Genomic DNA, 13038 nt, shown 5'->3' on the forward strand with positions numbered 1-13038 from the left:
GAGCTTTTGGAGCCTCGCATGACCGAAACGACGAAGAAGGCGCGCCGCCCGCTGTCCGTCCGCCGCCTCGCTCTCCTCGCCACCGTCGGCGCCGTCGGCACCGGCGTGCTGTTCGCCGCGCCCGGCTTCGCCCCGCAGAGCGGCGGCCCGGTGCTGGCGAGCCCCGCCTATGCGCAGAACATGCAGCGCCCGGCCGGCTTCGCCGACATCGTCGAGAAGGTGAAGCCCGCGGTGATGTCGGTGCGCGTCAAGATGAGCGACCCGTCGCCCCGCATGGGAGCGACCAGCGACGACCCGTTCGGTCCCGGTTCGCCGTTCGAGTTCTTCTTCCGCCGCTTCGGCCAGGGCGACGACATGCCGGGCCGCACGCCGCGCCATCACCGCCGCCGCCACTTCACCACCGGCCAGGGGTCGGGCTTCTTCATCTCCGCCGACGGCTATGCGGTGACCAACAACCACGTGGTCGACAAGGCCGAGACCGTCCAGGTCACCACCGACGACGGCCAGAGCTACGACGCCAAGGTGATCGGCACCGATCCGCGCACCGACCTCGCGCTGATCAAGGTCGACGGCAAGGGCCGGACCTTCCCGACGGTGGCGCTCGCCGACAAGGCGCCGCGCATCGGCGACTGGGTGCTGGCGGTCGGCAACCCGTTCGGCCTCGGCGGCACCGTCACCGCCGGTATCGTCTCGGCGCGTGGGCGCGACATCGGCTCCGGCCCCTACGACGACTTCATCCAGATCGACGCGCCGGTGAACCGCGGCAATTCCGGCGGCCCGAGCTTCGACGTCGACGGCAACGTGATCGGCGTCAACACGGCGATCTTCTCGCCGTCCGGCGGCTCGGTCGGCATCGCCTTCGCGATCCCCGCGGAGACCGTGCGCAACGTGGTCGACCAGCTCAAGGACAAGGGGCAGGTGACCCGCGGCTGGATCGGCGTGCAGATCCAGCCGGTGAGCGACGACATCGCCGACAGCCTGGGGCTCAAGAAGGCCGAGGGCGCGCTGGTCGCCGAGCCGCAGGACGGCAGCCCGGCCGACAAGGCGGGCATCAAGTCCGGCGACGTGATCATGTCGGTGAACGGCGATCCGGTGAAGGACGCCCGCTCGCTCGCCCGCACCATCTCGGCGATGCCGCCCGGCACCTCGGTCAAGCTCGGCCTCTACCGCAACGGTAAGACCGAGGACGTCACCTTGACGCTCGGCGAGCTGCCCAAGCAGCGCACCGCCCGCGCCGACCGTGACGACGGCGATCGCGGCCGCGGCGGCCGGCAGGACACCGAGGTGTCGCGGCTCGGCCTGACGCTCGCGCCGGCCGACAACGTGGCGGGCGCCGGCGGCGAGGGCGTGGTGGTCACCGAGGTCGATCCGGACGGCGCGGCCGCCGACCGGGTGCGCACCGGCGACGTGATCCTCGACGTGGCCGGCACCGCGGTCTCCACCCCGCGCGACGTCCGCCGGGCGCTCGCCGACGCCACCGACGGCGGCAAGAAGACCGTGCTGATGCGCATCAAGTCGGGCCAGAACACCCGCTTCGTCGCGGTGCCGCTCGGCAAGGGCTGATCGGCCGTTTCCGCAGGAGGAGATTGCCAAGAGGCTGCCGTCGGCAACCGTCGCCCCCGCCAGGCAGCCTCTGAGGGGCGGACCCTCGGGTCCGTCCCTCGCCGTTCCGCCGGTCCCCGCCGGTCCGCTCGCGGGCGCCCTCGCAGTCCGTGCGGCGAGCCGGGACGGCGAGCCGGGGACGGCAAGTCGGGATGGATTGTCATCGCGTCGGGGGATCGTTACTTGTCGATCGGAGGTCGGGCCATGTCGCCCATGTCGCGTCTGTCGTCGGCCGAGCAGGACACCGCAACCGGAAGCACCGGCGCCGACAAGGGGCACGCCATGCGTCTCTTGGTCATCGAAGACGATCGCGATGCCGCCGAGTATCTGGTCAAGGCATTGCGCGAGGTCGGCCACGTCGCCGACCACGCCGCCGACGGCGAGGAGGGCTTGGCGCTCGCACTCGCCGAATCCTACGACGTGCTGATCGTCGACCGCATGCTGCCCAAGCGCGACGGCCTCGCGGTGATCGGTGCGTTGCGCGGCAAGGGCGTCACCACCCCGGCGCTGATCCTGTCGGCGCTCGGCGCGGTCGACGACCGCGTGAAAGGCTTGCGCGCCGGTGGCGACGACTATCTCGCAAAGCCCTACTCGTTCGCCGAGCTTCTGGCCCGCATCGAGGTGCTGGCCCGCCGCCACGGTGGGCGGGAGGAGACCGTCTACCGGGTCGGCGACCTCGAGCTCGACCGCCTGTCGCACCGGGTGGTGCGCGGCGAGGAGGAGATCGTGCTGCAGCCGCGCGAGTTCCGCCTGCTCGAATATCTGATGAAGCACGCCGGCCAGGTGGTGACCCGCACCATGCTGCTGGAAAACGTGTGGGACTACCATTTCGACCCGCAGACCAACGTGATCGACGTCCACGTCTCGCGGCTGCGCGCGAAGATCGACAAGGGTTTTTCACAGCCGCTGCTGCACACCGTGCGCGGCGCCGGCTACATGATCCGGGACACGGTCGCCGGATGACCCGCTCCCTCCCGGTGTCGGGCGTCTGCTCGTGGCGCTCCCGCGCCGGCGTGGCGGCCCGATGACGCTGTTCCGCTCCCTCGGTCCCGCCATGTCGGCGCTCGCCAAGCTTCTGCGCACCACGGCGTTCCGCCTCACCCTCGTCTATCTTCTGGTGGTCGCGCTGTTCGCGGCCTTCCTGCTCGGCTATTTCGCGCTCAACACCCGCCGCCTGATCAACGAGCAGATCGAGCGCACGGTGACCAGCGAGGTCTCCGAGCTGTCCGACCAGTACGACATCGGCGGGCTGCGCCGGCTCGTCTACATCGTCGAGAGCCGCGCCAACCAGCCGGGCTCGAACCTCTATCTCGTCACCATGCCGAACGGCGCGGCCCTCGCGGGAAACGTCGGCTCGCTGGAGCCCGGCGTGATCGAGAGCGTCGGCTGGGTCGAGACCGCCTATCGCCGGCTCGACGAGACCGAGGGCGAGGGTCATGTCGCGCTCGTCAAGGTGGCCGAGCTGCCGGGCGGCTTCCGCCTGCTGGTCGGCCGCGACCTCGCCGAGCGCGAGCGGCTGTTTCGCATCGTCGCCACCGCCGGCCGCTGGTCGGTCGCGATCGTGCTGGTGCTCGGTCTCGCCGGCGGGCTGTTCGTCAGCCGCCGGGTGCTGCGCCGCGTCGATGCGATGACCGACACCACCCGCACCATCATGGCCGGCGATCTCACCGGCCGCTTGCCGATCGCCGGCACCGGCGACGAGCTGGACCGCCTCGCCTCCAACCTCAATGTCATGCTCGACCGCATCGAGGCCTTGATGCGCGGGCTGAAGGAGGTGTCCGACAACGTCGCCCACGACCTCAAGACGCCGCTCACCCGGCTGCGCAACCAGGCGGAGGCGGCGCTGCGCAATGCCGACGGCGAGGGCGACTATCGCGCGGCGCTGGAGAAGACGATCGCCGAGTCGGACGGGCTGATCCGCACCTTCGACGCCCTCCTGATGATCGCGCGGGCGGAATCCGGCGAGCTGCGGGACAATATGGCGGCGTTCGATGCGGCCGGCATCGCCCGCGACGTCGGCGAGCTGTACGAGCCGCTGGCCGAGGAGAAGGGTCTGTCGCTTCGGGTCGAGGCGGTGGCGACGGCGCCGGTGCGCGGCAATCGCGAGCTGGTCGGGCAGGCGATCGCCAATCTGATCGACAACGCCATCAAATATTCCGTGCTCACGCTGGAAGCCGAAGAGAAGGCCGCGCAAGCGCCTGCGCCGGCGCTCGCTGAGGTCGCGGGCCGGCCGGCCGGCGGGCCGGACGAGATCGAGCACGCCCCGGCTTCCGCCGGATCTCCGCTTTCGCCGGGACGAGCGGAGGGTGCGGAGGAGGCGGGCCAGCAAGCCCCGCGTGCGGGCGACAATGCGCCGCCGGAGATCGTGGTGCGCGCCCGCATCGTCGCCGACCGCGTCGAGCTCGAGGTGGCCGATCGTGGCCCCGGCATCGGTGCGGGCGACCGCGTGCGCGTGCTCGACCGCTTCGTCCGGCTGGAGCAGAGCCGGTCGCAGCCGGGCTCCGGGCTCGGATTGAGCCTTGCATCCGCGATCGCCCGGCTTCATGGAGGGGACCTTCGGCTCGAAGACAATGCGCCGGGTCTTCGTGCCGTCCTGTCCCTGCCGCGGGCGGCGCCGCCGTGAGGATCCGACGTGGACGACCATGTGGACGACCAGGCCGCTGCCGAGACCGTCGACGGCTCGCCGGCCTTGGCCCGGCGCATCGTCGCGGTGCCCCTTTGTGCCGACCCCGAGGGTGCGAGCGAGACCGTCGCGCGCTGGCGTGAAACCCTCGACCCGGCGGGAGCGGCGGCGGTCGAGCGGGCGCTCGACGTCGCGCCCACCGTCGCGCCGCTGCTCGAGGCGCTGGCCGACGGCTCGCCCTATCTGTGGGAGCTGGTGCAGCGCGACCCGCAGCGCTTCGCGGCGCTGCTCGCCTGCGACCCCGACCGCCGCCTCGCCGAAATCCTCGCCGACACGTTTCGCGCCGTCGCCGCGAGCCGCGACGAGGCCGAGGCGATGCGCCTCCTGCGCACCCTCAAGGCCGAGGCGGCGCTCCTGATCGCGCTCGCCGACATCGGCGGCGTGTGGCCGGTCGAGCGGGTGACGGGGGCCTTGTCCGATCTCGCCGACACCACCGTGCGCGCCGCGGTGCGCTTCCTGCTCGACGGCTTGGTGCGCGCCGGCAAGCTGGTGCCGCCCGATCCCGACCACGTTGCCGAGCACTGCGGCTACGTGGTGTTCGCCATGGGCAAGATGGGCGCCCACGAGCTGAACTATTCGAGCGACATCGACCTCATCGTCTTCTACGACCCGACCGCGCCGCTCGCCCCCGGCCTCGAGCCGGGGCCCTTGTTCGTGCGGCTCACCCGCAGCCTGATCAAGCTTCTCTCCGAGCGCACCGTCGACGGCTACGTGTTTCGCGTCGACCTGCGGCTCAGGCCCGATCCCTCGTCCACCCAGGTGGCGGTGTCGGTGCCGGCGGCGCTCGACTATTACGAGAGCACCGGCCAGAACTGGGAGCGTGCGGCCTTCATCAAGGCGCGCCCCTGTGCCGGCGACCTCGCGCTCGGCGGCTACATTCTGAAGGAGCTGTCGCCGTTCGTCTGGCGCAAATATCTCGACTTCGCGACGCTCGCCGACGTCCACGCGATGAAGCGGCGGATTCATGCCTACAAGGGCCACGGCGCGATCGCGGTCGAGGGGCACAATGTGAAGCTCGGCCGTGGCGGCATCCGCGAGATCGAGTTCTTCGTGCAGACCCAGCAGCTCATCGCCGGTGGCCGCAACCCGGTGCTGCGCGGGCGGGAAACGCTGGCGACGCTCGACGCACTCGCCGAAGGCCAGTGGATCACGCCGGAGGCGGCGGCCGAGCTGGCGCGGGCCTACCGCTTTCTCCGCACCGTCGAGCATCGCCTGCAAATGGTCGCCGACGAGCAGACCCACACGCTGCCGGCCGACCGCGAGTCTTTGGAAAAGTTCGCCCGCTTCCTCGGCTTCGAGAGCCGCGACGCGTTCGCCGCCGCGCTGGTCGCCGAGCTCGAGGTGGTGCAGCGCCATTACGCCGCGCTGTTCGAGGACGCCGCCGCCCGCGCCGCCGAGCAGCGCGGCCTCGTCTTTCCGCCCGACCAGGACGACCGCGAGACGCTCGACAAGCTCGCCACGATGGGGTTTCAGAAGCCGCTCGAGGTGTCCGCCCGCGTGCGGCACTGGCTGACCGGCGCGCCGCGCGGCCTGCGCGGCGAGTTCGCGCGAAGCCAGTTCGCCCAGCTGGTGCCGGGCCTGATCGATCAGTTCGCCCACGCCGAAAGCCCCGATGCGGCGGTGCTCGCCTTCGACCGCTTCGTCTCCGGCCTGCACGCCGGTGGCCGGCTGTTCGCGCTGCTCGTCCAGAATCCCGATCTCGTCACGCTGCTCGGCGTGCTGCTCGGCACCGCGCCGCGGCTCGCCGACATCCTCGCCGAGCACCCGCAGGTGATGGACCCGCTGATCGAGCCGGCCTTCTTCGGCGCGCTGCCGGATGCCGCGCAGCTCGACGCCGAGCTCGGCCGCTCGCTCGCGCTCGCCCGCTCGGACGAGGATTTTCTCGACCGCGTGCGCCTGTTCGGCCAGGAGCAGATGTTCCTGATCGGCGCGCGGATTCTCTCCGGCACGGTGTCGGCGGTGCAGGCCGGCGACGCGTTCGCCGGGCTCGCCGACGTGGTGATCCGCGCGCTGCATCGCTCCGTCGACGCGACCTTCACCGCGACCTACGGAAAAATCCCGAACGGCGAGAGCGCGGTGCTGGCGATGGGCAAGCTCGGCGGCCGCGAGATGACCGCCTCGTCCGACCTCGATCTGATCGTGATCTACGACTTCGATCCCGACCACCCGGAGTCGGACGGCGCCCGCTCGCTCTATGGCAGCCAGTATTACGCCCGCTTCACCCAGCGGCTGATCAATGCGCTGACCACCCGGACCAATCACGGCCGGCTCTACGAGGTGGACATGCGGCTGCGCCCGTCCGGCCGCGCCGGGCCGGTCGCCACCTCGCTCGCCGCCTTCCGCGACTATCAGCGCACCGAGGCCTGGACGTGGGAGCACATGGCGCTCACCCGCGCCCGCGTGGTGTCGGCCTCGCCGGAGTTCGCGGCCGCGGTGGACGGGGCGATCCGCGCCGTGCTGGCGGTGCCGCGCGACCGTGAGCGGATCGCCGGCGACGTCGTCGAGATGCGCCGGGCGATCGCCGCCGAGAAGGGCGACGACAAGCGGTGGGACCTGAAATACGTCGCCGGCGGGCTGGTCGACATCGAGTTCGTCACGCAGTACCTGCAGCTCGTCCACGCCGCCGAGCAGCCGAAGATTCTCGACACCTCGACCATAAGGGTGCTCGAGAAGGCGGCCCGCCTCGGCCTCCTGTCGGCCGAGGACGCCGAGGTGCTGCGCCCGGCGGCGCGGCTCTATCACGACCTCGGCCACATCCTGCGGCTGTGCCTGTCCGGGCCGTTCGTGCCGGAGCAGGCCGGCGCCGGCCTGTTGGCGCTGCTCACCCGCGCCGGCGACGTGCCGGACTTCGCCACCCTCGAGGCGCACGTGGTCGAGACCCAGGAGAAGGTGCGCAAGTGCTTCGTTCGGATTTTGGGAGAGGAGCCGTAGGGGCGAGGGCAGGACCCAGGTGAGGGGAGGGCCGGGCGAACCGGGCGGATTTCACCGCGTTGACGCTGTGAAATCGAAATGCAATCCTCCGCCGGGAGGACGAGACGCCCATGTCCACCGCGGTCGGCCGGATCATCGCCCATCTCCGTGACGACGGAGGGCTCCAGGGCAAGGACATCGCCAACATCGTCGCGGTCTCGCCGGCGACCGTGTCGCGCTGGTCGAGCGGCAAGGCGACGCCCGATCTGCGCACCCAGACGGTGATCGCCGAGCTGCGCTACGTGGTCGACCGGCTCGCCGACCTCTACACGCCCGACGAGACCCGGCTGTGGCTGCATGCGGCGCATCCGATGCTCGGTGGCGAGCGGGCGATCGACCTGATCAATGCCGGCCGCACCGAGGAGGTGCTGGCGCTCGTCGAGGCGCTGGAGACCGGAGCCCACACCTGACATGGCGGACGATCCGCCCGGCGGCATGCGTCGCGCCCGCGACCTCGCGCTGCTCGACGCGATCGACGCCTTTCCACGCGAGGCGTTCGAGGGCCGGGTGTGGCGGGTGGTGCGCGAGGAGCGCGATCCGACGCTCGGCGGACCCTCGCGCAGCCGCTGGTGCGACGGCTCGTTCGACGTGCTCTACACCTCGCTCGCGCGCGACGGGGCGATCGCCGAGATCGACGCGCTTCTCTCCCTGCAGCCGGTGTTTCCCTCCAAGATCCGGTGGCTCGTCCACACGCTGCGGGTCGTCACCGCGCGCACGCTGCGGCTCGCCGATCCGTCCGCGCTCGCGCGGCTCGGCGTCGTCACCGAACGCTGGGCCGATCGTGATTACCTCCGGTCTCAGGCGATCGCCGAGGCGGCGTTCTTTCTCGGCTTCGACGGCCTGATCGCACCCAGCGCCCGCTGGCCGTGCGACACGCTGGTGCTCTTCGACGAGCAGATGGCGCCGGGCGCCGTCACCGTCGTCGCCTCCGAGCCGGTCGATCTCGTGGCCTGGCGTCGCGATCCCGACCGCTGACACTTTCTCACGCGATCGGCAGGGCGGGGGCGTCGGGCTCGGCGAACTCGGCGAGCAGCCAGTCGCGAAACAGCCGCACCGCCTCGTGCCGGCCGTGGCCGTGCGGCACCGTGACGAAATAGCCGGACGACGACTGCAGGCTGTGCGCCCATGGCGCGACCAGTCGTCCGCGCGCGAGATCTTCCGCCACCACCGGCGTGCGCCCCATCACCACGCCGATGCCGTTGGCCGCCAGCTCGAAGCACGAATAGAGCAGGTCGCAGGCGATCTCGTCGGCGAAGGCGAGGCCCGGCGCGCCGGCGGTCTCGAGCCACAGCGGCCAGTCGTCCCGCAGCAGGAGCGGCGTGGTGGCGCGGATCACCCGGTGGTGCGCGAGCTCGGCCGGATCGAGCGGCGCCGTCTTGCCGGCGAGCAGCGCCGGGCCGCACACCGGAAAGATGCGCTCGTAGGAGATGCGGTCGGAGTCGTGGCCGGCGAAGGCGCCGAGCCCGTAGCGGATCGCGAGGTCGAGCCCCTTGAAGGGGCCGGTGCCGTCGCGGTCGCCCGTGTCGTACGGGTTGAGCGTGCGCAACCGCACGTCGATGTCCGGATGCTTCTCGATGAAGCCGTCGATGCGCGGCACCAGGCATTTGAGCAGGAAGGTGCCGGGGCACCCGATCATCAAGGTCTCGCCGGTGCCGTGCGCCACCCGATCGGTCGCGTGAGCGATGCCGACGATCATGGGACGTATGTCCGCGAGGTATTGCTCGCCGGGCGGCGTCAACCGCACCGTGCCGCCTTTTCTGGTGAACAGCTCGATGCCGAGAAGAGTCTCCAGCTTGCGAATCTGGTGGCTGATCGCCGTCTGCGTGAGATTCAGCTCGACTGCGGCGCGTCCGAAACTGCAGTGGCGCGCCACCGCCTCGGCGGCGCGCAGGCAGGCGATCGAGGGAAGACGGCCGGGCATTCGCGGATCACTCCGTCGCGATCGGTGGCGACATGACGTTTCGTCATGCTGGACTGGTTATTTATCATTTGCCAGCGGCCCCCCGGGCGATTTCTGATTTCCTCGGACACCGAAAAAGCGGGGGCAAGATGACGAATATTCAAGATCGCCTCGTCGGGCAAGGAGACGCGGCGAGTGGTTCGGATCCCTGGTATGCAGGGTTGACGCCGCGTCACTGGCGCATCCTGTGGGGCAGCTACATGGGGTGGATCTTCGACGGCTTCGAGGCGTTCGCCCTGGTCGTCGCGCTGCCCTCCGCGCTGCGCACGCTGCTCACCCCCGAGCAGGCGCAGACGCCGGCCTTCTATGCCGGCACGGCGATCGGCATCACCCTGCTCGGCTGGGGCATCGGCGGCCTGATCGGCGGCGTCCTGTGCGACTATATCGGCCGCAAGCGGATGATGATGCTGGCGGTATTCTTCTACGCGCTGTTCACCGGCCTCACCTGCTTCTCCACCAGCTTCGAGATGCTGGCGGTGATGCGCTTCATCACCGGGCTCGCGATCGGCAGCGAGTGGAGCACCGGCGTCGCGCTGGTGTCCGAGACCTGGCCGGACAAGGCGCGGCCGAAGGGCTGCGGTTTCCTGCATTCGGGCTTCGGCGGCGGCGCGCTGCTCGCCTCGGCGGTGTGGTTCCTGCTCGCCACCTTCCAGCCGCTCGGCAGCGAGAGCTGGCGGCTGATCTTCGTCGCCGGCGCGCTGCCCGCCTTCTGCGTGCTCTATCTGCGCCGCGCGCTCGACGAGTCCGAGAAGTGGGTCGCCGCGGTCAAGGCGCAGCGCGCCGTCGCCGCGAGCCACGGCGAGAGCACCCGGCCGTTCACGCTGTCGGAGATCTTCCGTGATCCCGAGAGCCGCCGCCGCGTGCTCTTGACCACCATCCTGTCGTTCGCCACCACGGTCGGCTGGTGGGCGGTGTCGAGCTGGATGCCGGCCTATACCGAGCAGCTCGCGCATCTGCACGGCGAGCCGGCCGGCGTGTGGGCGCCGCGCATGTCGCTCATCTACAATGTCGGGGCGATCATCGCCTATGTCTCGTCCGGCTTCATCGCCGATGCGATCGGGCGGCGGCCGTATCTTCTCATGACGTTCGCCGGCTCGCTGGTGATGTCGATCCTCACTTACACCTGGACCGGCGACCTCTACACCTTCATGGTGATCGCCTTCTTCAACGGCGTGTTCACCCTCGGCTTCGCCTTCTCGTGGATGGCGATCTATCTGGTCGAGCTGTTCCCCACCGCGGTGCGCGCCACCGCCGCCGGCTTCATCTTCAACGCCGCGCGGCTGATCGCCTGGCTCTTCCCGATCATCGCCGGTGCGCTGGTCGCCAGCCTCGGCGGGCTGTCGAGCGCGGCGCTGACCATGGCCAGCGTGTTCGTGCTCGGCGTGATCGTGCCGTGGTTCCTGCCGGAGACCGCCGGCAAGCCCTTGCCGGATTGACCCCCGGTTCGGCGGAGGGGTCGCGAAACCTCCTCGACGAACGGCCGACGCGCCCCGATTCTCTCGGATCGGGGCGCGTTCGCGTTCGGTGCGAAGGGTGGAGGGCGTCTCAGAACAGATAACGCTTGCCGGCGGCGAGCGGTGACACCGTCGCCTTGCCGAAGGTCTCGACGAGCGCGTCGATCGCCCGCCAGCCGGTGCAGTGGCCGGCGGCGATCCGGGCGAGGTCGAAGTCGCGCAGCGCCTCCACCGTCTGCGGGATGATGCGCTCGTTCGTGCCGGCGAGATGCAGGCCGCCGACCACGCCGTGCAGCGGCACGTCGGGATGGATCTCGCGCGCGTGCTTCAGCACGTTGACGATGCCGGCGTGCGAGCAGGCGGTCAGCACGACGATGCCCTTGCCGGCGACGTTCACCGTGAGAAAGCGCTCGTCGGTGATCAGCGGGTCGGGCTCCCACTCGCCCTCGGCGTTGCGGCGCAGGTCACCCGGAAGGCCCTTCTCGAACGGCACGACGCGCGGAATTTCTCCGGTGAGATGCACCATGCCGTCGAGCAGCTCCTGCGGCTCGGTCGCGTCGATCACCACGGCGCCGTGCGCGGCGAGCGTGACGGGGGAGGGGATGTCTTCCAGAATCCGCAGGCTGCCGTCGGCGCGCTTCGAGCCGCGCTGGGCGAACATGCCGGGATGCACGTAGAGCGGCACCGGCTTCTCGCCGTTCGCCGCGCGGATCAGGTCGAGCGCGGCCGGCAGGCCGCAGGCATGGTCCCAGTGGCCGTGCGACAGCACCACCGCCTCGACGGCGCCGAGATCGATGCCGAGCCGCGTCGTGTTGCGCTCGAAGGCGTAGCCCTCGGGCCCCGCGTCGAACAAGAGGCTGCGGGCGACGCCGTCGCGCCGCACCGTGACGAGGCAGGCGAGGCCGTGCACCGCGCAGCACAGCACGTCGGAGGAGACCTCGTGGCCGCGCCGCACCTGATAAGGCCATTCGGCCTCGATGCCGGCGGGCACCGACGACAGGCTGTCGACCGTGTTGTCGACCAGGATGTGCACTTCGAGGGAATCGACGGGGACCGGCATGTTCGAGAACCTGCGCTGCCGCCCGTGCGAGGCACGCGGGTCTCCGCGCACAGCGCAGCAGGGGGCGGGTGGACGAGGAAAAGCCGCAGGTGCTTTTTTACGCCATGCGCTCGCCCGCTTGAAGCGCGCGGGGCGGCGGCCGGCGGCTCGTCTCGCGCATCCCGGGTTTTCGCGTCGCTCGGCCCATGGGGACGACCGGCTCTTGGCAGCGCATCGGGATCATGCGACAGCGGCCGGCCACGTCTCCCGCGGCCGGCCGGTCCGGTCTTCATCCTAGATCGTGTTTCGGACGTCGGTGCGGCGCGCGGGCCGAGCCCTCAGGCCGCCTCCGGCGCGGGGGCGGTCGGCACCGTCTCTGCGTCCACCTCCAACTCGGACCCCACCTCGGATCCGGGCTCGGCCGCCACCGGCGCGGCGGCGTGCTCGGGCAGCGCGAGCGCCGAATGCAGGCTGCGCGGATCGAGAAACACCGCCTGGCAGCCGGCATTCACGAGATCGGCCTTGGCATAGAGCCCGCTCAGCATGCCGACCGCGCGCATGCGCACGTGATGGGCGGCTTCCGCGTCGTAGGGGGTGTCGCCGATCAGCAGCGCGTCGCCCGGATGCCGCGTGCCGAGCCGCTCGAGCACCGCCTCGAGAAGATCGGGATGCGGCATGCCGCGCTCCACTTCGCCGCCCGACACCACGGTGTCCACCAGATCGTCGACCTCGATCAGGCTGCGATAATGCGCGAGCTCCTCGTCGCGCGCGGTGGTCACCAGCGCGACCGCGGCGCCGCGGCTCTTCAGGTCGGCGATCAGCGTGCGTACGCCGGGAAAGGCGCGCAGCGTCGGCAACACCTCGGTGCGCATCCGCCAGCGATACTTGTCGAGCACCAGCTCGCGCGTCTCGCGGCATTCGCTCTCGGGCAGCAGCTCGGTCAGCATGTCCTCGGCATCCATGCCCTCGTAGCGATGGATGTCGGCGGTGCGGAAGGTGTGGCCGAACTCGGCGAGCGTTTGGGTCCAGCAGTTCAGCGAGGGCAGCACGGTGTCGACCAGCGTGCCTTCGATGTCGAACACATAGACCCGCGCCTCGGCCAGCGAGCCGCCGGTGCGCGAGCGTACCGCGAGGTGCGGGACGGACGGACGGCGGGGCTCGGGCGCTTGCGGTGTCTTCTTCGCGGCGTTCATCCAGCCGCGTCGGCGTATCCTGCGAGCAACAGCCATTGAGGTCCTCGTTCCACTCCCCCGCCCGTGCCTTGAGGGTTCGAGTCCGGGAGCCATGCGAGGGGCGATGCCTCGGCGACCGGTCCGGCAACTCCTGCATA

General features: G+C 70.6%; 10 protein-coding genes. 7 read left to right on the forward strand and 3 right to left on the reverse strand.

The features are described from left to right. Window positions 1-18 precede the first annotated feature (18 nt). From A33M_RS17215 to A33M_RS17240, 6 genes are all read left to right on the forward strand, one after another. Entirely contained in the window at window positions 19-1563 is a 1545-nt protein-coding gene (locus A33M_RS17215; RefSeq protein ID WP_008389735.1) for a Do family serine endopeptidase, read from the forward strand. A gap of 321 nt (window positions 1564-1884) precedes the next feature. After that, a complete protein-coding gene (locus A33M_RS17220) occupies window positions 1885-2565 on the forward strand; it encodes a response regulator transcription factor (RefSeq protein ID WP_040621346.1) in 681 nt (226 codons plus the stop codon). Window positions 2566-2626: 61 nt separating this feature from the next. After that, the gene (locus A33M_RS17225; RefSeq protein ID WP_008389740.1) at window positions 2627-4225 is read left to right on the forward strand and encodes a sensor histidine kinase; all 1599 of its coding nucleotides are present in this window, start codon (window positions 2627-2629) and stop codon (window positions 4223-4225) included. A gap of 9 nt (window positions 4226-4234) precedes the next feature. Continuing rightward, window positions 4235-7216 (forward strand): bifunctional [glutamine synthetase] adenylyltransferase/[glutamine synthetase]-adenylyl-L-tyrosine phosphorylase, encoded by a 2982-nt coding sequence (locus A33M_RS17230; protein ID WP_237718407.1) that lies wholly within the window; start codon window positions 4235-4237, stop codon window positions 7214-7216. Between the two features lie 110 nt (window positions 7217-7326). Continuing rightward, a complete protein-coding gene (locus A33M_RS17235) occupies window positions 7327-7665 on the forward strand; it encodes an antitoxin Xre/MbcA/ParS toxin-binding domain-containing protein (RefSeq protein ID WP_008389745.1) in 339 nt (112 codons plus the stop codon). 1 nt (window position 7666) lies between these two features. Beyond that, window positions 7667-8230 carry an RES family NAD+ phosphorylase gene (locus A33M_RS17240; protein WP_008389747.1) on the forward strand — a complete coding sequence of 188 codons (564 nt, stop codon included), beginning with the start codon at window positions 7667-7669 and terminating at the stop codon, window positions 8228-8230. A 7-nt stretch (window positions 8231-8237) separates the two neighbouring features. Here A33M_RS17240 and A33M_RS17245 read toward each other — a convergent pair whose 3' ends face one another. Continuing rightward, the gene (locus tag A33M_RS17245) at window positions 8238-9176 is read right to left on the reverse strand and encodes a LysR substrate-binding domain-containing protein (protein ID WP_008389749.1); all 939 of its coding nucleotides are present in this window, start codon (window positions 9174-9176) and stop codon (window positions 8238-8240) included. A gap of 128 nt (window positions 9177-9304) precedes the next feature. Here A33M_RS17245 and A33M_RS17250 point away from each other — a divergent pair, with 128 nt between their 5' ends. Next, window positions 9305-10651 carry an MFS transporter gene (locus tag A33M_RS17250; protein WP_052027102.1) on the forward strand — a complete coding sequence of 449 codons (1347 nt, stop codon included), beginning with the start codon at window positions 9305-9307 and terminating at the stop codon, window positions 10649-10651. A 109-nt stretch (window positions 10652-10760) separates the two neighbouring features. On the opposite strand, the gene A33M_RS17255 is transcribed toward A33M_RS17250, so the two are convergent. Beyond that, window positions 10761-11729, reverse strand: a complete 969-nt coding sequence (locus A33M_RS17255; RefSeq protein WP_040621308.1) for an MBL fold metallo-hydrolase — start codon at window positions 11727-11729, stop codon at window positions 10761-10763. A 317-nt stretch (window positions 11730-12046) separates the two neighbouring features. After that, complete coding sequence (locus A33M_RS17260) at window positions 12047-12901, reverse strand: HAD family hydrolase (RefSeq protein WP_008389755.1); 855 nt, start codon at window positions 12899-12901, stop codon at window positions 12047-12049. Window positions 12902-13038: the final 137 nt, after the last annotated feature.

The sequence above is a fragment of the Rhodovulum sp. PH10 genome, from assembly GCF_000293785.1.
Classification (GTDB): domain Bacteria; phylum Pseudomonadota; class Alphaproteobacteria; order Rhizobiales; family Xanthobacteraceae; genus Rhodoplanes.

Bases quoted from the DNA above. Each gene is read 5' to 3' on its own strand.
- A33M_RS17215 (WP_008389735.1), top strand. From the start codon at position 19: ATGACCGAAACGACGAAGAAGGCGCGCCGCCCGCTGTCCGTCCGCCGC.
- A33M_RS17220 (WP_040621346.1), top strand. From the start codon at position 1,885: ATGCGTCTCTTGGTCATCGAAGACGATCGCGATGCCGCCGAGTATCTG.
- A33M_RS17225 (WP_008389740.1), top strand. From the start codon at position 2,627: ATGACGCTGTTCCGCTCCCTCGGTCCCGCCATGTCGGCGCTCGCCAAG.
- A33M_RS17235 (WP_008389745.1), top strand. From the start codon at position 7,327: ATGTCCACCGCGGTCGGCCGGATCATCGCCCATCTCCGTGACGACGGA.
- A33M_RS17240 (WP_008389747.1), top strand. From the start codon at position 7,667: ATGGCGGACGATCCGCCCGGCGGCATGCGTCGCGCCCGCGACCTCGCG.
- A33M_RS17245 (WP_008389749.1), bottom strand. From the start codon at position 9,176: ATGCCCGGCCGTCTTCCCTCGATCGCCTGCCTGCGCGCCGCCGAGGCG.
- A33M_RS17250 (WP_052027102.1), top strand. From the start codon at position 9,305: ATGACGAATATTCAAGATCGCCTCGTCGGGCAAGGAGACGCGGCGAGT.
- A33M_RS17255 (WP_040621308.1), bottom strand. From the start codon at position 11,729: ATGCCGGTCCCCGTCGATTCCCTCGAAGTGCACATCCTGGTCGACAAC.
- A33M_RS17260 (WP_008389755.1), bottom strand. From the start codon at position 12,901: ATGAACGCCGCGAAGAAGACACCGCAAGCGCCCGAGCCCCGCCGTCCG.